The 26,267-nt window shown below is 60.5% G+C and carries 19 protein-coding genes and 1 pseudogene; 16 read left to right on the top strand and 4 right to left on the bottom strand.

What is annotated here, in order from left to right:
• From AWB78_RS49595 to AWB78_RS34340, 3 genes and pseudogenes are all read right to left on the bottom strand, one after another.
• Positions 1–371: HNH endonuclease (locus AWB78_RS49595; RefSeq protein WP_332460132.1), on the bottom strand; the 371-nt coding region annotated here is incomplete at its 3' end.
• A 54-nt stretch (positions 372–425) separates the two neighbouring features.
• Positions 426–985, bottom strand: a pseudogene (gene iscB / locus AWB78_RS49590) (RNA-guided endonuclease IscB).
• Between the two features lie 336 nt (positions 986–1,321).
• A complete protein-coding gene (locus tag AWB78_RS34340) occupies positions 1,322–2,185 on the bottom strand; it encodes a symmetrical bis(5'-nucleosyl)-tetraphosphatase (RefSeq protein WP_062611077.1) in 864 nt (287 codons plus the stop codon).
• A gap of 354 nt (positions 2,186–2,539) precedes the next feature.
• Between AWB78_RS34340 and rfbB the strand changes: the two genes are divergently transcribed.
• From rfbB to AWB78_RS34260, 16 genes are all read left to right on the top strand, one after another.
• Entirely contained in the window at positions 2,540–3,601 is a 1,062-nt protein-coding gene (gene rfbB, locus AWB78_RS34335) for a dTDP-glucose 4,6-dehydratase (protein ID WP_062611076.1), read from the top strand.
• Between the two features lie 10 nt (positions 3,602–3,611).
• Positions 3,612–4,505 carry a glucose-1-phosphate thymidylyltransferase RfbA gene (gene rfbA / locus AWB78_RS34330; RefSeq protein ID WP_062611075.1) on the top strand — a complete coding sequence of 298 codons (894 nt, stop codon included), beginning with the start codon at positions 3,612–3,614 and terminating at the stop codon, positions 4,503–4,505.
• Complete coding sequence (rfbC, locus tag AWB78_RS34325) at positions 4,490–5,041, top strand: dTDP-4-dehydrorhamnose 3,5-epimerase (protein WP_062611074.1); 552 nt, start codon at positions 4,490–4,492, stop codon at positions 5,039–5,041. The genes rfbA and rfbC overlap by 16 nt, the downstream gene beginning before the upstream one ends.
• On the top strand, positions 5,038–5,964 hold the full coding sequence (rfbD, locus tag AWB78_RS34320; protein ID WP_062611073.1) for a dTDP-4-dehydrorhamnose reductase: 927 nt from the start codon (positions 5,038–5,040) through the stop codon (positions 5,962–5,964). Before rfbC ends, rfbD begins: the two co-directional genes overlap by 4 nt.
• A 19-nt stretch (positions 5,965–5,983) precedes the next feature.
• Positions 5,984–6,901, top strand: coding sequence for a glycosyltransferase family 2 protein (locus AWB78_RS34315; protein WP_232477993.1), 918 nt, complete (start codon positions 5,984–5,986; stop codon positions 6,899–6,901).
• Positions 6,902–7,036: 135 nt separating this feature from the next.
• Positions 7,037–8,944 (top strand): glycosyltransferase family 2 protein, encoded by a 1,908-nt coding sequence (locus AWB78_RS34310; RefSeq protein ID WP_232477992.1) that lies wholly within the window; start codon positions 7,037–7,039, stop codon positions 8,942–8,944.
• Positions 8,945–9,009: 65 nt separating this feature from the next.
• Positions 9,010–10,788 (top strand): hydrolase, encoded by a 1,779-nt coding sequence (locus AWB78_RS34305; RefSeq protein ID WP_062611072.1) that lies wholly within the window; start codon positions 9,010–9,012, stop codon positions 10,786–10,788.
• A gap of 540 nt (positions 10,789–11,328) precedes the next feature.
• A complete protein-coding gene (locus tag AWB78_RS34300) occupies positions 11,329–12,627 on the top strand; it encodes a glycosyltransferase family 4 protein (protein WP_157697709.1) in 1,299 nt (432 codons plus the stop codon).
• 61 nt (positions 12,628–12,688) lie between these two features.
• Positions 12,689–13,630 carry an NAD-dependent epimerase/dehydratase family protein gene (locus tag AWB78_RS34295; RefSeq protein ID WP_198399413.1) on the top strand — a complete coding sequence of 314 codons (942 nt, stop codon included), beginning with the start codon at positions 12,689–12,691 and terminating at the stop codon, positions 13,628–13,630.
• Between the two features lie 40 nt (positions 13,631–13,670).
• Positions 13,671–14,489 carry an ABC transporter permease gene (locus AWB78_RS34290; RefSeq protein WP_062611069.1) on the top strand — a complete coding sequence of 273 codons (819 nt, stop codon included), beginning with the start codon at positions 13,671–13,673 and terminating at the stop codon, positions 14,487–14,489.
• Entirely contained in the window at positions 14,476–15,804 is a 1,329-nt protein-coding gene (locus tag AWB78_RS34285) for an ABC transporter ATP-binding protein (protein WP_062611068.1), read from the top strand. Before AWB78_RS34290 ends, AWB78_RS34285 begins: the two co-directional genes overlap by 14 nt.
• 71 nt (positions 15,805–15,875) lie before the next feature.
• On the top strand, positions 15,876–19,349 hold the full coding sequence (locus AWB78_RS34280) for a glycosyltransferase (protein WP_062611067.1): 3,474 nt from the start codon (positions 15,876–15,878) through the stop codon (positions 19,347–19,349).
• Between the two features lie 9 nt (positions 19,350–19,358).
• Positions 19,359–20,693: a glycosyltransferase family 4 protein gene (locus AWB78_RS34275; protein ID WP_062611066.1), complete on the top strand. Its 1,335-nt coding sequence runs from the start codon at positions 19,359–19,361 to the stop codon at positions 20,691–20,693.
• A gap of 199 nt (positions 20,694–20,892) precedes the next feature.
• On the top strand, positions 20,893–22,047 hold the full coding sequence (locus AWB78_RS34270; RefSeq protein WP_074173599.1) for an acyltransferase family protein: 1,155 nt from the start codon (positions 20,893–20,895) through the stop codon (positions 22,045–22,047).
• 30 nt (positions 22,048–22,077) lie between these two features.
• The gene (locus tag AWB78_RS34265; RefSeq protein WP_157697708.1) at positions 22,078–22,662 is read left to right on the top strand and encodes a hypothetical protein; all 585 of its coding nucleotides are present in this window, start codon (positions 22,078–22,080) and stop codon (positions 22,660–22,662) included.
• 11 nt (positions 22,663–22,673) lie between these two features.
• Positions 22,674–24,185: a hypothetical protein gene (locus AWB78_RS34260; protein ID WP_062611063.1), complete on the top strand. Its 1,512-nt coding sequence runs from the start codon at positions 22,674–22,676 to the stop codon at positions 24,183–24,185.
• A 116-nt stretch (positions 24,186–24,301) separates the two neighbouring features.
• Here the strand turns inward: AWB78_RS34260 and AWB78_RS34255 are convergent, their stop codons facing one another.
• Positions 24,302–26,179, bottom strand: a complete 1,878-nt coding sequence (locus AWB78_RS34255) for a hypothetical protein (RefSeq protein ID WP_062611062.1) — start codon at positions 26,177–26,179, stop codon at positions 24,302–24,304.
• Between the last annotated feature and the right edge of the window lie 88 nt (positions 26,180–26,267).

Raw genomic sequence — 26,267 nt, 5'->3', positions numbered from 1 at the left:
AGGGTCGGTTTCTCCCAGTCTGTTACGGCAGACAGTGCGCCCACACAGGCGGCATCGAGGGCATGTGTTTTCGGTACACCGAGCGCCATCCGGTTGAATTTGGTGCGCCCGCCTGAGGCAAGCTCCACGGGCAGACCGGTCGCTTTCAGCGCGTTGGTCAACGCCCAGCGGGTGGCGTTCACCGCTGCTGCATCCTTCAGCGGACGCTTTGCTTGAGCCAAAATGCCCGCCAGCCGCGTTGGCCGCTTTGCCAGAAACACATCGACAGGCAGCGCGCCCTTTGCTCGGTTGCAGGGCTCGCAGGCCAGCGCAAGATTGGACACACGATGGGTGCCGCCACGCGCCCGAGCCACGATGTGCTCTATCTGCAACGGCGTGTCTTTCGCGTCGCAGTAGGCACAACGCCGACCCCACTTTTCCAGTAGTTATTCGCGGATTTCGTAGCCCGCCAGCGTGCCCTGCTGATAGCCAATGCTCCTGACTTCCGGGTTTTCGATCAGTTGCGTATCGAAACGCACTAGCTCGCTGGAGAGCGCCGTTACAGGTGCCCTGTGCCTAATACGTCGTACCCACGCCATCGTGGTATCGACCCGGTCTGCAACGAGGGTGCAAGCCAGTCCGAAGACCGGGTGCGGTTCAAGAAGCGCGGTGCACGGTAGTGCAGGTTGCCGCGTCGCCGGCGACGAATGGCTCCGCGCGCAGTCAGCGCCTCACTTATTTGCCGACCGCGGTGAACCAGTTCAAAAAGGCTAAGCGCGGCCGCGCCGCGGCCAAGCTCGCCGCTTGCCGTGTCGAGCGCTTCAGTGTCGCGCACGATGGCGAGCCCGCTGGTCTTGCTGCCGGGGTCGATCTTGAGGCGCAACGGCTGAAGCTGGCTGGAGGCGGCGTCGCGGTCCGTGAGCCGGATCACAAACGGCACCACGCGATGCACACGTGCGCGACCCCGGGCGAGCAACAGCCTCGTGCGTTTCTCACTGCAAGGCATCAACGCCCGGCCTTTTCGGTCCAGTACAAAAACAGCCACAACGACTCCAATAGTTATTGCTGCCGGAATCCGCCCATCGCGGTTGCCCTTACGGGCCTTGTAACGCGTACCTTCCGGTATGGCTCCCCTCGACCATGTTGTGCAGCAGGCGAAGCAGCCTTCGCTTCCGTCGCAGCCCGTTTCGTGCCTACCCGGGGCTTGTCTGCTGCTGCGACTTCCAGAGCGTCGAACTGAGGAAGCATTCAACGGTGGGTCTGCTGTCTCTGCACAACGTAGCGCCTGCCAGCGCTAGGTCTGGTCAACCTCGAGCTTGTGGGCTTCGACAAGCTCCGGCCTCTAAGTGCCGGGGTGATTGACCGAGCAACTCACCTGCGTGACCACACGCTGCGCGGGATCGGCCGTCATGCGCACGGCCGACAGCTTGTTGCCCCACACGCAGCCTGAATCGAGGCACAGCACGTCGTCGCGGATCGTCAGGCCGAGCGCAGCCCAGTGACCGAACACGATCGTGACGTTCTGGGTGCGGCGCCCCGGCACGTCGAACCACGGCATATAGCCGGGCGGGGCGGCCTTGGGGCCGCCGTTGTTGGCGAACTCCATCGCGCCTTCGGACGTGCAGAAACGGATGCGCGTCAACGCGTTGTAGATCACGCGCAGGCGATCGATGCCCGTGAGGCTGTCTTCCCATCGATGCGGCTCGTTGCCGTACAGATTCGCCAGCGTTTCCTTCCAGTTCGGCGCGCGCAACGCCTGCTCGAGTTCGTGCGCGAGCTCCATCGTCATCGTGGCGTCCCATTGCGGGAGCACGCCCGCGTGGACCATCAGCACGTTGTTCTCGAAATGTGCGACCGGTTTGTGCCGCACCCATTCGATGAGATCGGCGGCGTCGGGCGCGTCGAGGATTTCATCGAGCGTGTCGCCCTTCTTCGGCTTGCGCAGGCCAGCCGCGACCGAGAGCAGATTCAGATCGTGATTGCCGAGCACGACTGTCGCGCGCGAGCCGAGCGCGATCACTTCGCGAAGCGTCTGCAGCGACTTTGGCCCGCGGTTGATCAGATCGCCCGCGAACCAGAGCGGCGTGCCGGGTTCGGGCGCGGCTTTTTTCAGAAGACGATGGAACGGGTCGCAGCAACCCTGGAGATCGCCGAAGACGAGCGGGGCGAAGGGGGTGTCGATGCTGGAGGTCGGGGCGTCGGTCATCGAAAGAAAATGGCGTTGAGAAGCCGCGAATGCGACTCGGACATAGAATATGGGGGCATTATGAAACAGGCGGTGAATTGCTGTCTGCTCAGACAAAATGTTGAATAAAGGCTGACAGTTACACATTGCAACGTGGTGCAACCATAAATCGCTAGCTGTATCAAGTTGTTATGCGTGTAGTTTTTGCATGGCCTGGGCTTATAATTAACGGTTGACCGAACCACGAGAAATTGGGGTGGTTTCGGTCATAGTTTCCGGCCAGCTTCCAGAATAAAAGCACGGTCGCGCAAATTTTCTCGGTTCAATACGCGTTCGGGGCGGCAATCTGCCTCAAGGCAACACAGAGGGCTATTCATGATTCTCGTGACGGGCGGCGCCGGTTTTATCGGCGCCAATTTTGTTCTGGATTGGCTCAAAGGCTCGGATGAACCCGTTCTGAACGTCGACAAACTGACGTATGCGGGCAATTTGGGAACGCTCAAGTCGCTCAAGGACGACGCCCGCCACGTGTTCGATCGCGCCGACATTTGCGATCGCGTCGCCATGGATGCACTGCTCGCAAAATACAAGCCGCGCGCCATCCTGCATTTCGCCGCCGAGAGCCATGTCGATCGTTCGATCCACGGCCCGGCCGATTTCGTGCAGACGAACGTGGTCGGCACCTTCACGCTGCTCGAAGCCGCGCGCATGTACTGGAGCAAGCTGCCCGAAGACGAGAAGCAGGCGTTCCGCTTCCTGCACGTCTCGACGGACGAAGTATTCGGCTCGCTGTCCGCCACCGATCCACAATTCTCCGAAACCACGCCCTACGCGCCGAACAGTCCGTACTCGGCGACCAAGGCCGGCTCGGATCATTTGGTGCGGGCGTATCACCACACGTACGGCCTGCCTGTACTGACCACCAACTGCTCGAACAACTACGGGCCGTACCAGTTCCCCGAAAAGCTGATTCCGCTGATGATCGCGAACGCGCTCGCCGGCAAGCCGTTGCCGGTGTACGGCGACGGCCAGAACGTGCGCGACTGGCTGTACGTGGGCGACCACTGCTCCGCGATCCGCGAGGTGCTCGCGCGCGGCACGCCTGGCGAGACTTACAACGTAGGCGGCTGGAATGAGAAGAAGAACCTCGAAGTCGTGCACACGCTGTGCGATCTGCTGGACCGCGCCAAGCCGAAGTCGAGCGGTTCCTATCGCGATCAGATCACCTATGTGAAGGACCGTCCGGGCCACGATCGCCGCTACGCGATCGATGCGAGAAAGCTCGAGCGCGAGCTCGGCTGGAAGCCCGCGGAAACGTTCGAGACCGGTCTCGGGAAGACGGTTCAGTGGTATCTGGACAACCAGGCGTGGGCGGACGAAGTGGCTTCCGGCGAATACCGGAAATGGGTCGAGACGAACTACGCGCAGCGCGCGTAAGGGGCTGAGCATGGCGCGCAAAGGCATTATTCTGGCCGGCGGCTCGGGCACGCGGCTTTATCCGATCACGCATGCGGTGTCGAAGCAACTGCTGCCCGTCTACGACAAGCCGATGATCTACTACCCGCTGTCGACGCTGATGATCGCGGGCATTCGTGACGTGCTCGTCATCTCGACGCCGCAGGACACGCCGCGCTTCGAGTCGATGCTCGGCGACGGCAGCCAGTGGGGCATGAACATCCAGTACGCGGTGCAGCCGTCTCCGGACGGGCTCGCGCAGGCGTTCATCATCGGGCGCGAGTTCGTCGGCAATGATCCGTCGGCGCTGATTCTCGGCGACAACATATTCTATGGCCACGATCTCGCGAAGCAGCTCGAGGGCGCCAACAAGCGAATCGACGGCGCCACGGTCTTCGCTTATCACGTGCACGATCCGGAGCGCTATGGCGTGGTCGAGTTCGACCAGCAGTTCCGCGCATTGTCGATCGAAGAGAAGCCCGCGAAGCCGCGCTCAAACTATGCAGTGACGGGCCTCTATTTCTACGACAACCGGGTGTGCGACATCGCCGCGGACATCAAGCCGTCCGCGCGCGGCGAGCTCGAAATCACCGACGTCAACTCGCGTTATCTCGAACAGAAGAAGCTCGACGTCGAGATCATGGGGCGCGGCTATGCGTGGCTCGATACGGGCACCCACGATTCGCTGATCGAGGCGGCGACGTTCATCGCTACGTTGCAGAAGCGTCAGGGCCTCGTGGTAGCGTGTCCGGAGGAGATCGCGTATCGCAAGCGGTGGATCGAGGAGGAGCAACTGCTCGCGCTCGCAAAGCCGTTGTCGAAGAACGCCTACGGTCAATATCTGCTCAATCTCCCGAAGGACCAAGTCGCATGGCCATCCAAGTAACCGCTACGGCGCTGCCCGAAGTCAAGATCGTAGAGCCGAAGGTTTTCGGCGATGCGCGGGGTTTCTTCTACGAGAGCTTCAACGCGCGCGAATTCGCGGAGCATGTGGAAGGCGGCGTCGAGTTCGTCCAGGACAATCACTCGCGTTCGGCGAGAGGCGTGCTGCGCGGACTGCACTATCAGATTCAGCATGCGCAGGGCAAGCTCGTGCGCGTCGTCGAAGGCGAAGTGTTCGATGTCGCCGTGGATATTCGAAAGAGCTCGCCTAACTTCGGGAAGTGGGTGGGCGTGAATCTCTCGGAAGAGAATCATCGGCAATTGTGGATGCCGCCGGGCTTTGCGCATGGCTTTGTCGTGCTGTCAGAGAGCGCGCAGTTCCTCTACAAGACGACGGATTACTGGTACCAGGCGCACGAGCGCAGCATCGTCTGGAACGATACGGATATCGGCATCGAATGGCCCATCGATTTCGAGCCAATGCTCGCGGCGAAGGATGCGGCGGGGAAGAGGCTGTCGGAAGCGGAGGTGTTTGTATGAGTGGTGCCGTGAACGATCAGCGCACTATTCTGATCACCGGGGCTAACGGTCAAGTCGGCTTCGAGCTTGCGCGAACCATGCAAGGTCTGGGTCGCGTCGTAGCTCTTCATCGTAAAGCGCTCGATCTCGCCGATCTCGACGCCATCCGCACGGTGCTGCGCAGCCTGCGGCCGGCGATCGTCGTCAACGCGGCAGCCTATACGGCAGTCGATCAGGCCGAAAGCGACCGCGACGCAGCGTTCAGGCTCAATTGCGATGCGCCGGCCGTACTCGCGCAGGAGTGCGCAAAGCTGGGCGCGCTGCTCATTCACTACTCGACTGACTATGTCTTCGACGGCGCTAAGCAAGATGGCGCCTATGTCGAGAGCGATCCCACGGACCCTAAAAATGTCTACGGCGCTAGCAAACTCGCCGGAGAGCGCGCCATTGCCGCAGCGCAGGGCACGCATTTGATCTTCCGGACGAGCTGGGTGTACGGAGCCCGCGGCAAGAATTTCGTTCGGACGATGCTGCGTCTCGGCGCGGAGCGCGAAGAGCTTCGTGTCGTTGCCGATCAGATCGGCGCGCCGACGTGGTCAAACACGATCGCAACGTCGACAGCTCATGTCGTCGCCTCGGGACTGCGCGCGGGCCAGGCAGACTATTGGGAGCGGAATTCGGGCATCTATCATCTGACGGCAGCGGGCGAGGCGTCCTGGTACGACCTGGCGCGTGCGGTCTTCGAGATGGCCATGGGCGCGAACGCGCCGCGCGTCGTGCCGATCGAGGCGCGCGAGTATCCGACGCCGGCGCGCCGTCCCCAGAATTCACGTATGTCGAACGAAGCACTTGCCGAGCGTTTCGGCATCCGGCAGCCCGACTGGCGCGTCGCGCTCGCGCTCTGTTTGGCCGACTGCGACGTGTCCTCGACACCGCGAGTTTGAGGTTGTTATCGACGCATTCGTGGAAGCCCGCTCGCGAGCCGGTGCCGTCGTAGTTTTCTATCGACCGGACACGGTATGCTTCGAACGCGTGAACCGGCTGGCTGACTGGATCTTCGTCGTCGTGGTGGATAACACGCCTCGAGACGTGGAGATAGGCGCCGCGTCATGCGCGCAGGCGCTCGATCCGCGGATCCAATACTTCGCAAGCGGCGTGAACCGCGGCATTGCCGCGGCTCAAAACGAAGGCATCGATGCGCTTATTGCGCGCGGTTTCGATTACGGGCTGCTCCTGGACCAAGATAGCGAGGTGTCGCCGGATTTGGTGGCCGGGCTCGTTAGCGCGATCCAGGAATTGAGAGATCAAGGGCGCCGCGTTGCCTTGGTCGGGCCCGCCTATGACGATCCGCGCTTGGGTGGCATCGCGCCGTTCGTGCGTTTCGGCGCGCTGGGTTTGACGCGAGTACCGGTTGCGGGAAGCGAGCCGCTCGAAGTCGATTTCCTGATCGCGTCAGGCTCGTGCATCGCGTTGTCGGAATGGCCCGTCGTGGGGCGCATGGACGAATCGCTTTTCATCGATTTCGTCGATGTCGAGTGGTGCGTGAGGGCGAAACGCGCTGGGTGTTCGGTGCTCGGCTTGCCGTGGCTCAAGATGCAGCATAGTCTGGGCGACCAGCCTGTGCGCGTTCTGGGAAGGACGTTTGCCATGCATTCCGCGTTTAGGCATTACTTCCTTTTCCGCAACGCGCTCGCGCTGATTTTTTATCGACGGTACATGCCGCTTGGCTGGAAGCTCTCCGAACTCGGCAAGATTCCGGTGCGCGCGTTGATTTACCCACTGTTTTCCGGACAACCCGTAGAACAAATCAAAATGATCGCGCGCGGCGTGTTGCACGGGCTGATCAATAAGTTGGGACCGTTCCGTCGGAACGGCGAATAGCCCGGTACGCCGAATGCCGTTCCTGGCGACGGTCAAGAGTGAGTTGGAATCGATATGAAGCAGAAGTTGAGAGGGCTGGCGAGTTCGCGTCCAATGCGGGCCGTATTGTCGCGGCTATCGCCCGAGTCACGTCGGATGCTGAGAAGGGCAGCGAAGGCCGCGTGGTGGGTCGCGACGCCGCACTTGATGCCGCAGCGCTTGAAAATGCTTAAGGTCCGCCGGCATCTGGGCGGTGTTGCATCGGTGAATGTGCTCGGTGCGGCGATCCAGATAAAGCCCGCCTATCTCGCGTTCAATCCGAAGCCTGTACAAGCCGCTTTAGGCGCGCCGCTGCGCGCATGCCCGATCGCGTCCGAGGCGGGCACCTACAGCATGGAGAGCGATTGGCGGAATTTTCGCTACTCGTATGTGCCGCCGCGACGGCCCGACCACTTGCGAGCGCTTTCCTGCCAACCGTTCTTCAGCATCGTGGTGCCGGCGTACAACACGCCGGAGCTGCTGTTGCAGCGACTCCTGTCGTCGGTTCGGGCGCAATGGTATGAACGCTACGAACTGATTCTCGTCGACGACAACAGTCCGCTCGAGGCTGCGCGCGCGGCCTTGCGGCAAGCTGCCGGCGATCATGTCAAGGTCATCGCGCTCGACCAGAACCTCGGCATCTCGGGCGCCACGAACGCCGGGATCCGGGAAGCATCCGGCGATTACATCGTGTTCTTGGATCACGACGACGAGCTGACTCCCGACTGCCTTTGGGAACTGGCCCAAGCGGTCGACGCTACGAATGCCGATTTCATCTACAGCGACGAAGACAAGATTCTGCCTTCCGGCGAATTTTCTCTTCCGTTCTACAAGCCCGACTGGTCGCCGGATACGATCATGAGCACGATGTTCACGTGCCACGTCTCAGCCGTGCGGCGCTCGCTCGTCGAGGAACTTGGCGGGCTGCGCAGCGAATATGACGGGGCGCAGGACTGGGACCTCGTGCTGCGGATCGCCGAGAAGACTTCGCGCATCGTGCACATTGCAAAAGTGCTTTATCACTGGCGCGTGATACCGGGCTCAGTCGCGGCCGATCTCGCGGAGAAACCTTACGCCGTGGATGCCAGCGTGCGCGCGCGCGAGGCCGCGCTCGTACGCCGCGGTCAGGCTGGCGCGCTCGAACCGCTACCCAATCTGCCGGGCCACGCACGCGTCAAATATGCGCTGTCGGGTACGCCACTCATTTCCATCATCATCCCGAGCCGGGACAACGGCGCCGTGCTGGCGCAGTGCATCGCGTCGATCATGAAGGGCACGGAATACCGCCATTTCGAAATCGTCGTGATGGACAACGGTTCGCGGCAGCCGGAGACGCTCGACCATCTCCGCGCGCTTGCCGGCACGAGCCAAGTGACGGTGGTCTCATATGACTTTCCGTTCAACTATTCGGAGATCAACAACGTAGGCGCGCGTCATGCTCGCGGTGAAATTCTCGTGTTCTTGAACGACGACACCGAGGTCATCTCCGCCGACTGGCTTGAGCGCATGGCTGGCTACGCCCAGTTGCCGCATGTGGGCGCCGTCGGAGCGAAGCTGCTTTATCCGAAATCGCGCCTGATGCAACACTGCGGCATCGTGAATTTAGGGGCAGGGCCGGGCCACGCCTTCCTCGCCGCGGACGCCGATACGCCCGTGGCTTTCGCGCGCAACATGCTCGAGTACAACTGGCTCGCCGTGACCGGCGCATGCCTGATGATCGAGCGCGCGAAATTCGAATCCGTTGGACGGTTCGACGAAAGTTTCCCGATTGCCTACAACGATGTCGATCTCTGCTTCGGGCTTACCCAAGCGGGGTATTACAACGTGCTCTGCCCGTCGGTCGAACTGGTTCATCACGAGTCGCTTACACGAGGTGACGACAGCCTCGATCCGCGCAAACTCGAACGTCTGGTACGCGAGAGGGGTCGCCTCTATGAAAAGCATCCGCGGTTCTTCATGCGTGATCCCTTCCACAACCTGAATCTGTCGCCGAGCGACGTGCATTTCAGAATCCCTGCGGGCTGAAGGCTTCAGCGGTCCCGTTCGCGCCGATGACGGCGAGTCGGGCCACTACTGAATTCGGATAACTTATGCAACTCGACCTCCTAGCCCAACTTCGAAACGCGGCCGATGCCGTCGATGTCGTGTCGTTCGACGTCTTCGACACCCTGTTCGTACGGCCTCTTTGCGATCCCGAGGATCTGTTCGACATCATCGGCGAACGAACCGGCATCGCATCCTTTCGCGAGCGGCGCCGGCGGGCTCAGACAAAAGCATTTCAGGTCATGCATGCGGAGCGCAAGAAAGAGATCACGCTCGACGGCATTTACGCATGTTTCGACGATCTGCACCTGCCGGCGGAAGAGATCGCCGGCCTTGAATTGGCGCTCGAGCTGGAACTGACAAGGCCCAATCCCGAACTGCGCACGTTTTTCGACGAAATCTCCGGCAGCAAGCGCGTCGTGATCACCTCGGACATGTACTTGCCGCAACATTTCTTCGAAACGCTGTTGAAGAAATACGGATTGCCCGAAGTTCCGCTCTTCATTTCCTCGCACCGGAATGCGACCAAACGCGACAGCGGCGAGCTTTTCGACATCGTCGCCGCCGAATGTGGCGTGAGCGCCCAGCGGATCCTGCATGTCGGAGATAACGAACTGTCCGACATTCAGCGCGCGCGAGAGAGAGGCTTGTCGACATTTCACTATGTCGACGCCCGCCGGGCTGCATTGCCTGCGGCCGGTACGCCGGTGGCCTCCATTGCATTCGCCATCGGCCGCGCTATCCCGGGGTTGCCCGGGTCCGACCCATTCGAGAAGCTGGGCTTCGAGGTCGGCGGCCCGGCGGCACTCGCCTTTCTCCACTGGATCAAACGCGTCGCCGCGCGCGACCAGATCGATCTCGTCTTGTTCATGTCGCGCGACGGCTATGTGCTCGAGCGGATGGAGAAGCGCGGTGACGCCGGTGCGTTTCCCCGCTGCGAATATTTCAAAAGCTCGCGTATCGCGCTCACGCTTGCGGCAACGGACGAGTCCAACTTCGAGAAGACGGTGCCGTTCCTGCTGTCCGGCGCTGAAGAACTTTCGCCCTTCGAGCTGCTGGAGCGGATCGGTGTCACGCCTTGGGCGGACAACGTTATGCGCGATATCGGGCTCGGACCGGAAGTGCGTCTTGGGCCCGCGACGGTCGAGCGGCTCAAGACTTTCCTCTGGGCTAGCCGATGGGAAATCCTCAAGACGTGCCGGGCGGCCCGGGCAGGGCTCTTCAGGTATCTTCACGAACTCGGCGTGAAGCCGGGCATGCGGGTCTCCTTGGTCGACGTGGGATGGAACGGCACGTCCCAGGAGGCGCTGCAAAGGGCACTGCGGGGCATGCTCGATATCGACGTCTACGGTTACTACATGTGCCTGACGGATCAACCCGATTGCGTTCGGCGCAAAGCGCTTTATCGTATGGATTCCATGCTGTCGGACGAGACGTGCGGAAAGCGCATAACGGGCAAGGTGTACGCGAACCGCGTGGCGGTCGAGTTGTTCTTCTCCGCGCCTCACCATGCGGTGATCGGCTACGACTTCGATGCGAACGGCGCGCTGCGCGTAATCGAAGATCGGGGGCGCGGCTCGACGCACGAGTTATCGGGCATCTCGGCGTCGATCTTGCGCGGCATCGAGAGATTCGGCGCTCGTGCGGGCGATTTGCTGCGACGCATCGAAGTCGATCCCGTCCCCGAGGAGCTAGTCAAGCCGTTGCTTGCCTTCCTCGAAGACATGCCGCCCGACACGCTCCGTCTGCTTGCCTCGGTTACGAACTTCGACGCCTGGGCCAGCAGCCGCAATCGTGATGTGAGCGTCGCGGAATATCTGGACTAGCGGGTTAGCGTTTTTTCGTGGAGGTTCGAGGAAAAGAGGTTTGGGTGCGCCGTGTAAAATTTCAGCGTGAACGCGCGGGACCTGAATGTGGAATGAAAGCGGACGCATAACTGCGGTCCGAACTCGGTCATCAAGGGGCGAAGATTGGACCCAAAGTTGCGTGAAGCATTCGATGCGAAGTTTTACCTGGAGACCTACGCCGATGTCGCTGCGAGCGGAATGGATCCCTGGGAGCATTACGTGCAGTTCGGGCGCGCGGAAGGCCGCGTGGCGAGCGCGGGCGAATTGAGCGCGAAGGAATCCGAGTCCTTCGATGCCGAGTTTTACCTGGCTTCGAATCCGGACGTCGCGGCCGCCGCGGTGGACCCATACGAACACTATGTGCTTTTCGGCAAGGCCGAGGGACGAAAGGGAGCGCCCGAGCCGCCCGCGACCGGTCAAGCCGAGGACCTCGAAAAGCAGCGTGCGGCACGGAGCGGGCTTGCGGTTTTCGATCCCGAGTTTTATCTGGAGGCGGCGCCCGACGTGGCGGCGAGCGGCATGTCCGCGCTCGATCACTACCTTAACTATGGTCGCGCCGAAGGGCGGCCTTCGCATCCCCTGGATGTGGCGAGTCAGTGGCGCGGCGACCGGTTCGGATCGGCGCGCCCAAAGGTGATCGTCGTCTCACATGACGCGTCGCGCACAGGGGCTCCGGTCGTCGCTCTGAACATTTGCCAGCAGTTGTCTGCGCGGGCCGACGTCATCGCCATCTTGCTCGCGGGCGGACCGCTTGTTGAAAATTTCAGGCAGGGGTGCTGTGAAACGCTCGTGTTGGAGAAGCCGGAAATGCGTCATGCCGTCGTGCTGGCGCGCCTTATCCGGGACATCCGCGAGCGAGTGAAGGTGGATCACGCCATCGTCAACAGCACCGAATCGCGCATGATGGTGAAGCCGCTCGTCGATCAAGGCGTGCGGGTGCTTTTCCTGGTCCACGAATACATTAGCTACTTGCATTCGCGGACGAGCACGGACGAAGCCATCAATCAGGCGTCGGTTGTCGTCGTATCTTCGCGGCCCGTGCTCGAGGACGCCATCAACGATGACACGAGAACGGCGCTCGAGCGTGCCGTTCTCCTGCGTCAGGGCAAATCGGTCATTCCGCCCAGCGAAGCCGAGTCGGCCGAAGCAGCGAAGCGCCTGCGCGGCATCGATGATCGCGAAGAGGCGCCGGACACCGTCGATCGCGTCAAGGCATTGCTGGAGTCGATCACGCCGAGGCCCCGGCTCGTCTTGGGCGCCGGCACGGTCCAGTTTCGCAAAGGTGTCGATCTGTTCTTCGCGGTCGGTTTGGCGCTTAGGCGTCATGCGCCGGACGACAACACGCTCTTCGTGTGGGTCGGGCACGACAACGAAAGCGACCTTTCGTACACGGCTTGCCTGAGCATGCAGATGCGCGAACTGGAGCGAGCCGGAGGAAATGCGAAACTGTTCGGCGTCACCTCGCGACTCGAGGAACTGTATGGGCTGGCTGATATTTTCTTGTTGCCATCCAGAATGGACCCGCTGCCGAACGTCGCGATCGACGCGATGACGGTCGGTCTGCCTGTCTTGTGCTTCGAAGGCGCCGGCGGAATCCCGGAAGTGCTGGCTGATTCAGCGCACGGGGAAGTCAGTGTTGCGCCGTTCTCCGATGTCGCGGAAGTGGCGCGGCGCCTCGATGCGCTCGCTCACGATTCACACCTGCGAGACGCGGTCGGCGCGGAGAACCGCCGTATCGCGCAGGACGCTTTTGATATGAACGCTTATGTCGAGCGTCTCGTCGCCCTGCTTTGGGCTGAGGCGCCGGCTACGATATAAAGCACCGGCGACGAGTCCGTTCGACGGATAAATCGCCGCCTCGGTTCAGTGGAGAATAACGTTGGTCAAAGTAGAAGGTAGCCGGGGTAGCCCGGCGCCAAATGTGCTTGTAATGGGGGGAAACGGGTTTCTCGGGCGCCATTTGGTCCGGGCGCTGCTCGCGCGCGGGGCCAACGTGCGTGTATTCGACCGCGGCCACGGCGGCACGCAGCCGAGCGAGGGCGTGGCCTATTTCCAAGGCGATCTTGCAACGGGCGCAGGTCTCGACCGCGCGCTCGCCGGCGTGGATGTCGTCTATCACCTCATCAGCACGACCATTCCCAGTACCTCGAATGCAAACCCGATCTACGATGTCGAAAGCAATCTGCTCGGTACGCTGCGCCTGTTAGAGACAATGCGGGCCGCCGGCGTGAATAAGATCGTGTTCACTTCTTCGGGCGGCACCGTCTACGGTAATCCAGGCGTCGTGCCCGTTCGCGAGGATGCGCCTTTACAGCCGATTTCGTCGTACGGCATCGTGAAGGTCGCGATCGAACAGTATTTGCGGCTCAACTGCGCGCTACAGCAGTTGAACGCCGCCGTGCTGCGTCTTGCCAATCCATACGGCCCGGGCGAGACGCGCATCGGGGTGCATGGAGTGATTCCGACGTTCTTCGCCAAGGCCGTTGCGAACGATCCGATCGAAATTTGGGGCGACGGCTCGGTGATACGAGACTACATCCATGTGGACGACGCGGTGGCGGCGCTCGTTCAGGCGGCCAATTGGACGGGCTTCAATCTCTACAATGTCGGCAGCGGCGTGGGGCACAGCCTGATCGATATCCTGGAAGTGGTCAAGAAAGTATCCGGTATTGTCCCGAACGTCGTTTTCCATCCGTCCCGCTCGTTCGATGTGAAGGCCATCTACCTCGACATCGCCCGGATTACTTCCGAAACCGGCTGGCGGCCGACGGTTGACCTGGAGCAGGGCTGCCGCATGTTCTGGGATGCCGTGAAGCGCTGACAGGCTCGAACAGCGCGTCTGAATTATTTGTCATGCTCTAATGCAAAGAAACTCTATTGATCCGTTTAGCCTGTTTCGGTCGTTGGCCAGGAACGGGAACCTCATTCGTCAAATGATTGTGCGCGAGATCGCGTCGCGCTATCGCGGCTCGGCGCTCGGCTTGATCTGGTCGCTGTTCATTCCCGTGCTGATGCTTTGCATCTACACGTTCGTGTTCAGTTATGTGTTCAAGGCACGCTGGCGTGTCGGCGTTGACTCGAAGACCGAATTCGCACTCGTATTGTTCGCGGGCCTCATGTTCTTCAACATGTTTGCAGATTGCGTGAACCGCGCACCCCTTCAGATCATCTCCAATTCGAACCTGGTCAAGAAGGTCGTGTTCCCGCTCGAGATACTGCCGGTGGTGACGGTGGCAGCCTCGATGTTTCAGTTGTTGGTCAGCCTTGTCGTCTGGCTGCTTTTTTATGTCGCGGTGTTCGGCGCGCCGCCGCTCACGTCGCTCTGGCTTCCCGTGGTCGCATTGCCGCTCGTCCTGTTCACGCTCGGCTTGACCTGGTTTCTCGCCGCGCTCGGCGTGTATTTGCGCGACGTCGCGCAGATCACCGGCGTCATCACAACCACGCTCATGTTTCTTACGCCCATTTTCTTCCCGGCATCGGCAGTGCCAGCACAGTTTCAGGTTCTCTTCATGATCAATCCGCTCGCAGCGGTCGTGGAGCAAGCGCGTGATGTCATGATCTGGGGCAAGGCTCCCGACCCGGTCGTTTATGGTTGTCTGTTGGCGAGCAGCCTGCTGATCGCATGGCTCGGCTACGCATGGTTCCAGAGAACCCGAGGAGGCTTCAGTGACGTTCTCTGATTCATCGATCGTCGTCGACGGCGTCAGCAAGTGCTTTCAGATCTTCGACAAGCCGGGCGATCGCCTTCGGCAGATGTTCCATCGCAAGCGCAAGTTCTTCCGTGAATTCTGGGCACTGCGCGATATCTCCTTTCGTATCGCGCCTGGCGAAACGGTAGGCATCGTCGGACGCAACGGTTCCGGCAAATCGACGTTGCTTCAAATGATCTGCGGCACGCTTGCTACGACGACCGGCAACATTCAGGTAAAGGGACGCGTGGGCGCGCTGCTCGAACTCGGCTCGGGATTCAACCCCGAGTTCACCGGGCGCGAGAACGTCTATATGAGTGCGGCGATCCTCGGGCTGTCGCGCGAAGAGACGGCGCATCGCTTCGACGATATTGTCGCGTTCGCGGACCTTGCCGAATTCATCGATCAGCCGGTCAAGACTTATTCGAGCGGGATGGCCGTGCGGCTCGCTTTCGCGGTTCAATCGCAAATCGACCCGGATATCCTGATCGTCGATGAAGCGCTCGCCGTCGGCGACGCGCGCTTTCAGGCGAAGTGCTTCGACCGCTTGAAGCGCCTGAAGGAAAGCGGCACGAGCATTCTTCTCGTAACTCACTCGAGCGATCAAATCGTCAACCACTGCACGCGGGCTATCTTGCTTGATTCGGGCCGCCTTGTCATGGAGGACGAGCCGCGCGCCGTGGTCAATCGCTATATGGACCTGCTGTTCGGGCGGGATCGCGAAGCCGCGGAAAAAAGCGCGCCCGAGCTTATCGTCTCCGGCACGACGGAACACGGCACGGATAGGCTACCGCTCAGCCTCTCGGACGATGTCTTCGCTCAGAAGGCCGCTTACAACCATCACGAGTACCGTTGGGGCGATGGCGCCGCTTCCATTCTGGACTTCTCGTTGGAGGCGGACGGGCGACCCGACCCGCGCTTCGTAACCAGCGGGCAAATCATGCGTTTGCGGCTTTCGGTGCGCTTCAATCAGGAGGTGGTGCGCCCCATCTTCGGCGTCACGATCAAGACGAAAGAGGGGATCACGGTCGCCGGCACGAACAGCGAGCTGCTGTCGTCGGAAGTGCATACGCATGGGCTCGGCGCCGGTGGCTCCGCGGTCGTGGTGGAGATGAATTTCAAATGCACGCTTGCGACGGGTGACTACTTCATCTCTCTCGGCGTGGCGTCCCGCGCCGAGGAATCCATCGTCCCGCATGACCGGCGCTACGACGCCGTGCATTTTTCCGTGGCGCCCGCGTTGACTTTCTATGGTTTGACCGATCTTGACATGACGATGGCCGTAAGCCAGGTTCATGCGTCCTGACGCGCCGCACGTGCTCCTTCGATCTCTTTCGAACGGCTCATTCAATAGCTCTGACAGATTACCCAAGCAAAATGGACTTATCCGGCTTTTTTGATTTCGACGAATCCATCCGCGTTTGGGTTGAGCGCGAGCGCAAGCCTTTCGACTACTCGGACGGCGAGGAGCAGGAGCAATACCTCCTCGATGCAGTCAGAGGCGCGATCGACGTCAGTTCGGGCTCCATGGAGCTGCGCGAAAAGATGATCGATTGGCCGTCGACCTATCACCTGACGCCGCGGCGAGGCAACCTCTTGCGACCGTTCGCTTCTTGGTTCGCCGGCAAGCGCGTGCTGGAGATCGGTTGCGGCTGCGGTGCCATCACGCGTTTTCTCGGCGAGTCCGGCGCCACCGTGGTCTCGGTCGAGGGGAGCCTGATGCGGGCGACGATCGCTCGCGAGCGCTGCCGAGATCTGCCTAATGTCGAGATCATCTGCGCGACGAGCGAAAAGATCGGTGTCCTGGGCGAGTTCGATGCGGTCATGTTGATCGGCGTGCTCGAATACGCGCGCAAGTTCCTTGGCGAGAATGGCACGCATCAGCTGCTTTCGGATTGCGTCGCGCGTCTGACGGAAGCCGGCCGGCTGTTCGTTGCCATCGAGAATCAACTGGGACTGAAGTACTTCGCAGGGGCGGCCGAGGACCACACGGGCGTTCCCATGTTCGGCCTCGAGGAGCGTTATTCACCGGAGGGTGTCGCGACTTTCGGACGCGAGGAACTCGGCAGTCACCTGGATCGCGCGAGCCTGTCCTTCCAGCAATGGTGGTATCCGTTTCCCGACTACAAGCTCCCGCTTTCGGTCCTGAGCGAGGACGCGGTTCGCGGTCGGCTCGATGCCGATTTCTCACCGATGATCTCGAATGCGTCCGCCGCCGATCCGCAGCGCCCGTTTTATCAGTCGTTCTCGCTCGAAAGGGCGTGGGGCCCGGTCTATCGCAACGGATTGGCTCACGCGTTGTCGAATTCGTTCCTTGCGATTGCTTCGAGACAGCCGCTCATGGGAGGCGATCCTGACGCCGTGGGGTTCCACTATGCCGTCGACAGGCTGCCCCAGTTCACCAAAGAACTGCAAATCAGCAAGACGGCGCACGGCCCCTTGATGGTCACTCATCGGCCATTGTTCGCGTCGGCCGACACGCGCTTCACGGGCGTCGAAAATCTTCCGGTTGCCGACGCTCCTTTCATCGGCGGAACCCATTGGCAACACAGGCTTTCACTGCTGCTATCCGAGCCCGGCTGGACGCGAACGACGTTCATCGAGTGGTACATGCAGTGGTTGGAGGCGGTCAAGCCACAACTCGGCATTGCGTCGGACGGCGTCCTGCCCGCCCTCGACTCGCCTGTCGATGGTCGTCTCGTGGACGCGCTGCCCCGCAATCTGATCCTCGACGGCGGCAGGGCTTCGTTCTTCGATCTCGAATGGAAGTACGGCGAAACAATCGACTTCGGCTACTTGCTGTTTCGCGGCGCGTATTGTTCGCTTTGGGAACTGCGGCCCGTTGCCGTGCCGGAGGAGGGCACGGCGGTGCGCTTGCGCGATCTCTTCGCGGTGGCGTTGAAGCACATCGGTTTCTCGTTGTCCGACGAAACGCTCGAGCGTTATTGCGAACTGGAGCGTGAGTTTCAACGCAGCACGACGGGACGCTCGGCGCTCGACAGCAACGCCGTGCTGAAGGCGGAATTGATCGTCACGCCGAGCATTGTGAACGAGGTCATCCGCCTCAATGGATACGCGCTCGAAAAGGAAGGAGCGATTTCAGCACAGGGCGCCGAGATTCACCGCCTGGAGGCCGTGCTGGTCGAAAAGGAAACAATGGTGGGTGCGCTGTCCGCAGAGGTTCAGGCGCTCAACGAGCGAATCGTGGCCGAGACGGGCGCGAAGGACGAAATCATCCATCGCCTGGGCGAAGAAATTCATGGCTTGAATGTTCGACTCGAGAATGAGGTCGAGCAGGCGAAGAAGTTAAGTGAAGGGCGCGTCCAGCGCGAGCGCGATGCGGAAGAAGCGCTCGTCAGCGAGGAACTCGTTTGGCAACGCAAGCAAGCCGAAGCACAGGCGAACCTGATCAAGATGCAAGCCGAGCGTATCCGGCGACTCGAGCGAGATCAGTTGCGTGAGCCCGTGAAGTCATTCGACGCCAGCGTCGCGAGCGTCGAAACCGAAGCGGCGCAACTTCGCGAGGCGTTCGCGGCGCTCCGGCAAACGAAATGGTTCCGACTCCGGGATGCGCTGACACAACGCCCGATGTCCGCCCGGCAGATGGCGCGGGCAGGGTATCTCATCGGCGCCATGGCGACGCCGGCGGCCTTGAAGCGCCCGCTATCTCGCGTGGTGTCGCAAGCGCGCGCGCTCGTCTCGCCGCCGCCGGAACCGCCGACGCCCCGGCTGCCGAAAGCGCCTGTCGCGCCCAAGGGAGAAGGCGCCAATGCATATATCGTCCGGCAGAAGAAGCCCGATCTGGCGGAGCGGCCGCGTGTCCTGCACGTTATCGCCAACTTCATGACCGGCGGATCGTCGAAGCTCGTGGTGGATCTGATTGAGGGCCTTGGGCATCGCTACCGGCAGACCGTGCTGACGAGCTTCATTCCCACACCGCAGGCCTACACGGGCGTGGACATCCATGAGATTTCCCAGCCTGGAGAACCCGATCAGTTCCTTGCTTTCTTCCGGACCCACCGGCCCGACTTCATTCACGTCCACTACTGGGGCGACTGCGATGAGCCCTGGTACGCCAAGGCCTTCGCGGCCGCGGCGGAACTCGGCATTCCCGTGGTCCAGAATGTGAACACGCCGGTTGCGCCGTTCGTGTCGCCGTCCATTGTCCACAACGTGTATGTCAGCAAGTACGTGGAGCGTGAGTTCGGCGACCCGCGGGCCAACAACCGCGTCATCTATCCCGGCTCCGATTTCTCGCATTTCACGCTGAAGGACGGCGAAAAGCCGGTCGGCACGATGGTGGGAATGGTGTATCGCCTCGAAGGGGACAAGCTGAACGAAAACGCGATTGTTCCATTCATTCGTGTGGCGCAGATGAATCGGAAGGCGCGCATCCTGATCGTGGGTGGGGGGAGTTTGCTGGAACCGTTCAAGGCCTCGGTGGCGGCGGCTGGCGTCGATGCGCAGTTCGAATTCACGGGCTATGTCGGCTATGGCGAACTGCCCGGTCTCTACCGTCGCATGGCGGTTTTCGTGGCACCCGTATGGAAGGAGAGCTTCGGGCAGGTCAGTCCGTTCGCGATGAACATGGAAGTGCCCGTCGTCGGTTATGACGTCGGCGCGATCGGCGAGATTATCAACGACGACAGATATCTCGCTCCGGCCGCCGATGCCGAACGTCTCGCCCAAATTATCGACAGTCTGTTGCACGACGATGCCGCGCGCAGGAACCTTGCGCTCAACCATAGGAATCGCGCGCAGCAACACTTCTCGCTCGAAGCGATGGTATCGTCCTACCGCTTTCTGTATGGGGACGTGCTCGGGGCCGACGTCACAAAACACCCAGATTGATCAACTTTCATGAAAATCGCGCTTTTCGTTCATTGTTTTTTTCCAGGGCATTTCTATGGCACGGAAACCTACACGCTGAATCTCGCCCTTCGCCTGAAGGAACTCGGCCATGAACCGATCGTCGTCACGGCCATCTTCCCAGGCGAAACCCAGCAAGGCGAGATCATCACGCACTACGTGTTCAAAGGCATTCCGGTCGTCTGCTTCGACAAGAACTACATGCCGAACCGGCGGGTAAGCGATACCTTCTACCAGCCGGAGACGCGGGAAGTGTTCGACAAGCTTCTCGACGAGATCCGGCCGGATCTCGTTCACGTCACGCATCTGATCAACCACACGGCGGCTTTGCTGGAGGTGCTGTGTGCGAAGGGCATTCCGACCGTCGGCACTCTCACCGACTTCTACGGTGTGTGTTTCAACAACAAACTCGAGAACGCCGGCGGCAATCTATGCGCCGGTCCCAACGCCTCGCGCTCGAATTGCCTGGCGTGCTACGGCAAAGCCGTCGCCGTGCAACCGGGCAGCAGTTCCCGCTACCGCGTTTTCTCGAACGAGAAGTATGCGGAACGCGCGGCCAGTGTCATCATGCGCGCCCGCGGGCTGGATCGGGTGAAGCGCAGTTCGATCGGCCCGGTCATCGAGGACCTGAGAATGCGGCCCGATACCTTGCGGGAGATGTATGCGCAGTACGCCGCGCTGATCACGCCCACTGCGTTCCTGCAACACGCTTACAAGGAAAACGGATTCACCAACCCGATGCATGCCATATGGTTCGGCACGGATATCGATAGAACGCTGAGCATCGAGAGACGGAGCGACAGCGTCGTGCGCTTCGGCTTCATCGGTCAGATCGCGCCGCATAAGGGCACGGACTTGCTGATCAAGGCGTTTAGCCGTCTGCCGAAGGGTAAAGCCACACTGGACATATACGGGCCGGCCGAGCAAGATCCGCGCTATTTTGCGACGCTCAAGGATATCGCGACTGAAGGCGTGACCTTCCGCGGAACGTTTCCGTCTGCCGAGATGGCGCGGGTGCTGTCGCAGATGGATGTTCTCGTCATTCCATCCGTGTGGTACGAGAACAGCCCGCTGGTGCTGCTCGATGCGCTTGCCACGAAGACGCCGGTGATCGTTTCTGACGTCGAAGGGCTGACGGAGTTCGTGAGCGAAGGGGAAACCGGCTTGTCGTTTGCGCGCGGTTCCGTCGATGTGCTGACGGCGGCGTTGAGGCGCCTCGTCGACGATCCGGACCTGCTGGAGTCGATGATCCGAAAGACGGCTTATCCGCGGACAATTAAGGACATGGTGGCGGACACGGCACGGGTGTACGCAACGGTCGTTTGATCGGCCGGCGCCGGGCTTGCGGTAAGCCGCCGCGTTGTCCACCGCCCGGGCCGCGTTCCCGCCGATCGGCGAATGACAGGGATTCGCCTGTTTGGCCGGCGCGGCAATTCACTGGCGCCCTACCTCTTCGGGCGAGCGAATTCATGCTGTTCTTGTTACATCATGCGGTAACATACTGATTTTTCTGGATTCGAAGAACATGCTGAGAAGAGGCGGCACGCCGGCTATCGCACGAGGTCGGCATCTCGATGCGTTGACATCCTTGCGGTTCTTCGCGGCGGCAATGATCGTCCTCGGACATGCGCACGGCATTTGGGGTTCGTTTGGTCTTGCGATCAACTTTTCGCTTGCTCAAGGCGTTTCTTTCTTCTTCGTCCTGTCCGGTTTCATACTTGCGTACAACTATCCGCAGGTCGAGCGCGAACTCGCTAGGTTCTATCGCGCGCGCTTTGCTCGGCTCTGGCCGCTGCATATCGTCGCCATTCTGTTGCTGCCTCTGATCGCACATACCTGGAACACGGCGGATCTTTCGTCCGCGAGAGCGTTCGGCGTGTTCGTGGTGAACCTCTTTCTCGTCCAGTCATGGATTCCGTTTCGAAACGTCTATCTCACGTTCAACGGCGTGGCATGGAGTATCTCGACGGAAGCCTTCTTCTATCTGGCTTTTCCTCTCGCAGTCGTCGCGCTGCGGCGCTCGTACATGCTGGCGCTTGGCCTCGCTGCTCTGACGACGTTGTTCTTAATTTGGCTCGTGGTCCGCTTTCAAATACCCATCAGCGAGACGGATACAGGGCTCAGTTCGATGGGCCTGCTGTATGTCAATCCGCTGGCGCGTCTCTTCGAATTCGTACTTGGAATGGTGGCTTGCGACGTGTACAAGCGTCTGCGCGAGTCGCAGCGCTCCGTCAGCGTTGAAGGGGCGACGGTCGACGAACTGGTCATGCTGGCGGTTATCGCCGTATCGATGCACGTCACGCCGCGCTTGCCCTGGGATCAGTTCCTGCCGTCGAACTGGGCATCGGCGCTCCAATACTATTCGGTAAAGAGCGGCTCGGCCATCGTCTTCGCGATCGCCATCGTCATCTTCGCGCTTGGCCGCGGCGCCGTCTCTAGAGCGCTCACGTCGCCTGCGCTCGTCTTTCTTGGCGAGGCCAGTTTCGCGCTCTATCTGACGCACACCACGGTTCTGCTGTGGTTCGAGCGACACCCCGCCGTGGCCAACGCGCCCGCCGGTCCTTATCTTTACTGGACGGCATGCCTGGTTCTCGCGTCGCTGCTGTTCGTCTTCGTCGAGACGCCCATGCGTCGCGTGATCATCGGGAAGCGCCCGAGCATTCAACCGGTCGAGGCATAGTGCGGTATGCGATGGACGATCGCCGTTTCCATGGCCATCGCGTCAATCCTTTGCCGGACGAGCGAAGCGCAGGAGCCAACGCAGTTCGCTGCAATCGTGCCATCCGTTGCGGTTGGAGAAACCTTGCCGGGCGTCTTGGGCTGTCCCTACGCCCGCGCTCCTGATTGTCAACAGGCGTCTGCATTCAATGTCGGTCGCTTGACCATGCCGGGGAGCGTGCCGATTCGCATGGCCGATCCGTATAGACACGGCGGGCACTGTTCGCTCGACTTGGTGAATGGCCAGCCTGCGCCGGTCGGCAGGCTGCGAGTGAACCGGCAAGCACGTCTGGAAGTCGCTGGCTGGGCGTTCAACGATGTCCGCATGCCCGACGAAACCAACTTTGTGCTTGGGACGTCCGCAGTCCAATATCGCGCCCCGGTCGCGAGACGGACTTCGCGTCCAGACGTGGCTGAGTATTTCAAGATCGCCTCGCTCGTCGACTCAGGATACGACGGCGATTTCAGCCTCTCGAATGTTCCTGACGGAACGTACGACGTCTACATCCTGATGAGAATCAAAACGGCTGTCACGATGTGCCATCTTCGCCGGAAGCTGCAAGTCACAAGCGAGTAGAGAGGAATACCTTGCGTCGAATCAAACCGTCGATCCTAATTGCGACGACAGTCGTTTTTGTACTGTTTGCCTTGATCCTCCACAAGGATCCGTTTTCCATCGTCAATCAGGCGTTGTTCGACCGCTACTCGGAGGGGTACGTGGTTTGCACGATGATCCGCGATGCCACCGATCCGGTCCCAGGAGGCGGGCGGCTCGGTCTCGGCGTTTATCCCGACAAGCCGGCTTGCTATAGCCAGTTCGACGATAGCTCGATCAAGACGCTAGAGCGCAAAGATCCGTATGACTACTCGGATGGAAATTGGAACAGCGGCGTTGCTCGCGCATTTAGCGGCTTCATGGTCAAGCGCAACATTCGGAACTTCGTCGAGTACGCGCCCGGCTCGAAAATCCGCTTGCCCAACGGCAGCGTCCATACCATTCTGGACCTGAGCGTCAACCCTCTGTACATCAATGTCCGACTCGACGGGCCAATACTTACCGAGGCGATGTTTGGCCCTGCCACCTATCTGCCCTTGCAGAAAATCGATGCGCCGTTCCACGGCTATGGCAGTCAGATCGGTGTGCCCGGTTTCTTATTCTCGAATCTTTATCACGCGTTCAAGAGCCGCGACCTCAACCTCTATCGCGCTTTGAACACGACGATACTCGCCGCGCTCTTGGCCGTCATCGTGATCTGCGTGTTCGTTGAGTTCGGGCTTCTGCCGGCTGTTTTCCTCGGGGCGGGCATGGTCGTTTCACCATGGTTCATGGGCTTTGCCGGCAACATGTACTGGATGGAGTGGACGTGGTTCCTGCCGTTCACGTACGTCTGCTTCGTCATGTCGCGCTCGGAAGCCTTCGCCGCATCTGCCGGCTGGAAAACATGTCTCGGCTACGCGGGTTGCATCGCGATCAAGGCCGCGTGTGGCTATGAATACATGTCGACCGTGATGTTGGCGTCGATGATACCGCTCGTGTATGTGGGGTTGAGGGAATCGGCCTCCGTCCGGCATATGTTCTTCGCGATCTGCAGGTTGGGGATCTCGGGTGTCATTGCGTTCTTTGCGATCCTTCTCGTACACGCGAAGCTCCTGGGCGGCACGATCGCAAACGGCTTGCATGGCATTCATGAAGACATGGCACGGCGCACTTATTCGTCGGGAGGGGATCCTGCGCTGGGCACGAATGCGCCGTTGACCGAGGTGTTACGCAAGTATTTCGGCGAACTCTTGCAGCCGATCCTCGTGGGTGCAGATGTACCTTTTTATGTCTTGTTGATCCTTCTCGGTGTCGCGGCCGTCATGCTGGCGTTCTCCAAGGACGTCAAGCGCAGGGCGTTGAGCATCTGCTTCTTCCTGAGCATCGCCGCACCGATGTCGTGGTTCGTCCTGGCGAAGGGCCATTCCTTCGTTCACTACTTCCTCAACCCGGTTCTCTGGGACTTGCCAGCGGTCCCGCTCGGATTGGTGTGCGTCGGCGTGTGCCTTGCGGCGCTCATCGATCGAATCCGGCGGAAGCCGGTCGACGCAATGCCAGTTTGAAGGCTCGCTGCCCCGACCGGAAATCGAACAAAGTTGCTCGACAAAAGAAACAGCGGCGCCGCTTAGTTTCGCTTAGTTCCGTTCGAGCTGGTTCCGGGAAGACAGAGCGCGAGCACTCAGCGCGCGGGCGCAGCGTTCGCGGAGTTTGACGGATGCACCGCCTCAATCGGTACGAGCGCCCATTGAGCATCGAACGCCGCCTTGAGATATCCCGGCACCCGCGTCTCCAGCATGATCGATTTAACCTGCGCGCCGTCAAGCGCGAAACTCGTGGGCAAGGGCGTTACCCAGATTCCGCTCGGTGCGTTCAGCAAGTTGATGCGATATTCGAGAATCTGCCCGGAAGCGAGCTTGTACTTCACTTTGAGCGGCGCGCCCCGGAACAGCAGGTTTCTCAGCCTGCCCCACAGGGTGAAGTGCAAAGCCGGCTTGAGCCTGACCACGCCACCTTTCGCGGTCGGCACGGGATACCAGACGCCGAGCTCCATCGGCTGCGATGCGATCGCACGCTCCGAATAGGGCGTCGTCGAAGGATTCGCTTCGAGAAGCGCAGCCGGGCTGCCGTTGGGCGTGTCGAACCGGTCAACGACGTGGTAGTTCAGCAGCAGTGTCGCGGACGTCAAAGGATCCTCGTTCAGGCCGAGTTTCTGGTCGAACGCGTCGAATGGATTGCAACCCGCGCCAGGACACATGATTCCCGCCGTCCAAAGGACGAACTTGGGACGTTGGGCAGATTCCAAAAACGCTTGATTCATCGCGTCGAGGTGAGGCGTCAAGGTCATGTAATTCTGAAACAACGGCCGATGAACGTAGTTGAGACCGTTGGCGTACACGTACTCGTTGTTGTAGGGATAGACGTCGATCGTGGAGCGGCCAATCTTTTGCAGAAGAGCAGGCGGCAGCTTGTATTGCGCATAGGCTTGCGCCATTCGCGCTTCATACGGCACGGAGAAGTCCGTGCCGGCGATCAGAGCGTTTCGAACGGGCGCGCCTGAGAAGCTCGGGTGTATGGAAATGTGGAACAGCGCGCCCCCGGCGATCACGAACAGTAGCTTGCCACAACGGCTGCCGTCGAACAGAGCGACGCAGATCAGGACCGCGGTCGGAACGACGAAGTAGGCCAGGTAGTGGTCCGTTCGGCTGAAGCCGATCTTGAACAACACGAGGAATAATGCGTTGACGGTGAGAAACAGCCGTGGCCGCCGCCAAAGTGTGTAGACGTTCAGGCAGACGAGCACGATAGCCGCGGCTGCATACGTGCGCCGCGCATTGTCTACATCGATGATCATGTCCACCGAGTTGCCGAAATTCAACTCGCTATTGATGGACAGATAATCAATGAGACTGATGCCTTGGTGAAAGATGATCAGGCCGAAGACAACATAAGCAATCGCGCCCCCTGCCGCGAGAAACAGCAGATCGGAAAGGCGCCGCTCAAACCATGCGCGTGTAACAAAATACGTTCCGAATGTCACAACGGCGAAGGTGCCATAGAAAAAACGGACGTAAAAAAAGAAGCCGGCGGCAACTCCCAGCAGAACCAGCCATTTCGCTTCGAGTCTCAGCGGCGAGGGTTGCGAATATTCGAAAAACGCGACGACCGCAAGCGGCCACAAAAAGAACGCGGGAGAAAAGACCAGGCTGTTGAAGAACAAAAAGTAAGCGATGCCGAGCAGCACATAGCCGCGCGCTTTGAAGCTGAGGATGAAGAGGATCGCCCAGAAAAAGGCCTGCACCGTACTGACGAACGCAATGCTTGCCCAATAGGCATAGACATTGTGCATCGACGTGGCGCCGCCCGTGAGCCAATACAGCGGCCCGTAGCTGAATAGGAAGTCCTGCTTCCCATAGAACATGGCGTTCGTCAGGTTAACCCATTGCTCGACGTTTCCTGCCGAGCCCGACGTGGTCGAGAAGCGCAGTTCCGAGAAGACGGCTATAAATACAAGACCGAAGGTGAGCAACTCGGCGTCGAATCTTCTTTTCAAAATCATTCGCGACGGAATCCTTGTTCAGTCGTTACCTGAACGGACGGTCCAGGCGAGTCTGAAGCGGCAAGCGGCGCCGCAAACGACGGGCACC

It is taken from the genome of Caballeronia calidae, assembly GCF_900044055.2.
Taxonomy (GTDB): Bacteria; Pseudomonadota; Gammaproteobacteria; order Burkholderiales; family Burkholderiaceae; genus Caballeronia; species Caballeronia calidae.
Note: the sequence above shows the minus strand (reverse complement) of the source record. Positions and strands in the feature narration are given on the sequence as shown.

Coding starts and splice junctions, on each gene's coding strand:
- AWB78_RS34340 (WP_062611077.1), bottom strand. CDS start 2,185: ATGACCGACGCCCCGACCTCCAGCATCGACACCCCCTTCGCCCCGCTC.
- rfbB (WP_062611076.1), top strand. CDS start 2,540: ATGATTCTCGTGACGGGCGGCGCCGGTTTTATCGGCGCCAATTTTGTT.
- rfbA (WP_062611075.1), top strand. CDS start 3,612: ATGGCGCGCAAAGGCATTATTCTGGCCGGCGGCTCGGGCACGCGGCTT.
- rfbC (WP_062611074.1), top strand. CDS start 4,490: ATGGCCATCCAAGTAACCGCTACGGCGCTGCCCGAAGTCAAGATCGTA.
- rfbD (WP_062611073.1), top strand. CDS start 5,038: ATGAGTGGTGCCGTGAACGATCAGCGCACTATTCTGATCACCGGGGCT.
- AWB78_RS34310 (WP_232477992.1), top strand. CDS start 7,037: ATGCTGAGAAGGGCAGCGAAGGCCGCGTGGTGGGTCGCGACGCCGCAC.
- AWB78_RS34305 (WP_062611072.1), top strand. CDS start 9,010: ATGCAACTCGACCTCCTAGCCCAACTTCGAAACGCGGCCGATGCCGTC.
- AWB78_RS34300 (WP_157697709.1), top strand. CDS start 11,329: ATGTCCGCGCTCGATCACTACCTTAACTATGGTCGCGCCGAAGGGCGG.
- AWB78_RS34290 (WP_062611069.1), top strand. CDS start 13,671: ATGCAAAGAAACTCTATTGATCCGTTTAGCCTGTTTCGGTCGTTGGCC.
- AWB78_RS34280 (WP_062611067.1), top strand. CDS start 15,876: ATGGACTTATCCGGCTTTTTTGATTTCGACGAATCCATCCGCGTTTGG.
- AWB78_RS34275 (WP_062611066.1), top strand. CDS start 19,359: ATGAAAATCGCGCTTTTCGTTCATTGTTTTTTTCCAGGGCATTTCTAT.
- AWB78_RS34270 (WP_074173599.1), top strand. CDS start 20,893: ATGCTGAGAAGAGGCGGCACGCCGGCTATCGCACGAGGTCGGCATCTC.
- AWB78_RS34265 (WP_157697708.1), top strand. CDS start 22,078: ATGGCCATCGCGTCAATCCTTTGCCGGACGAGCGAAGCGCAGGAGCCA.
- AWB78_RS34255 (WP_062611062.1), bottom strand. CDS start 26,179: ATGATTTTGAAAAGAAGATTCGACGCCGAGTTGCTCACCTTCGGTCTT.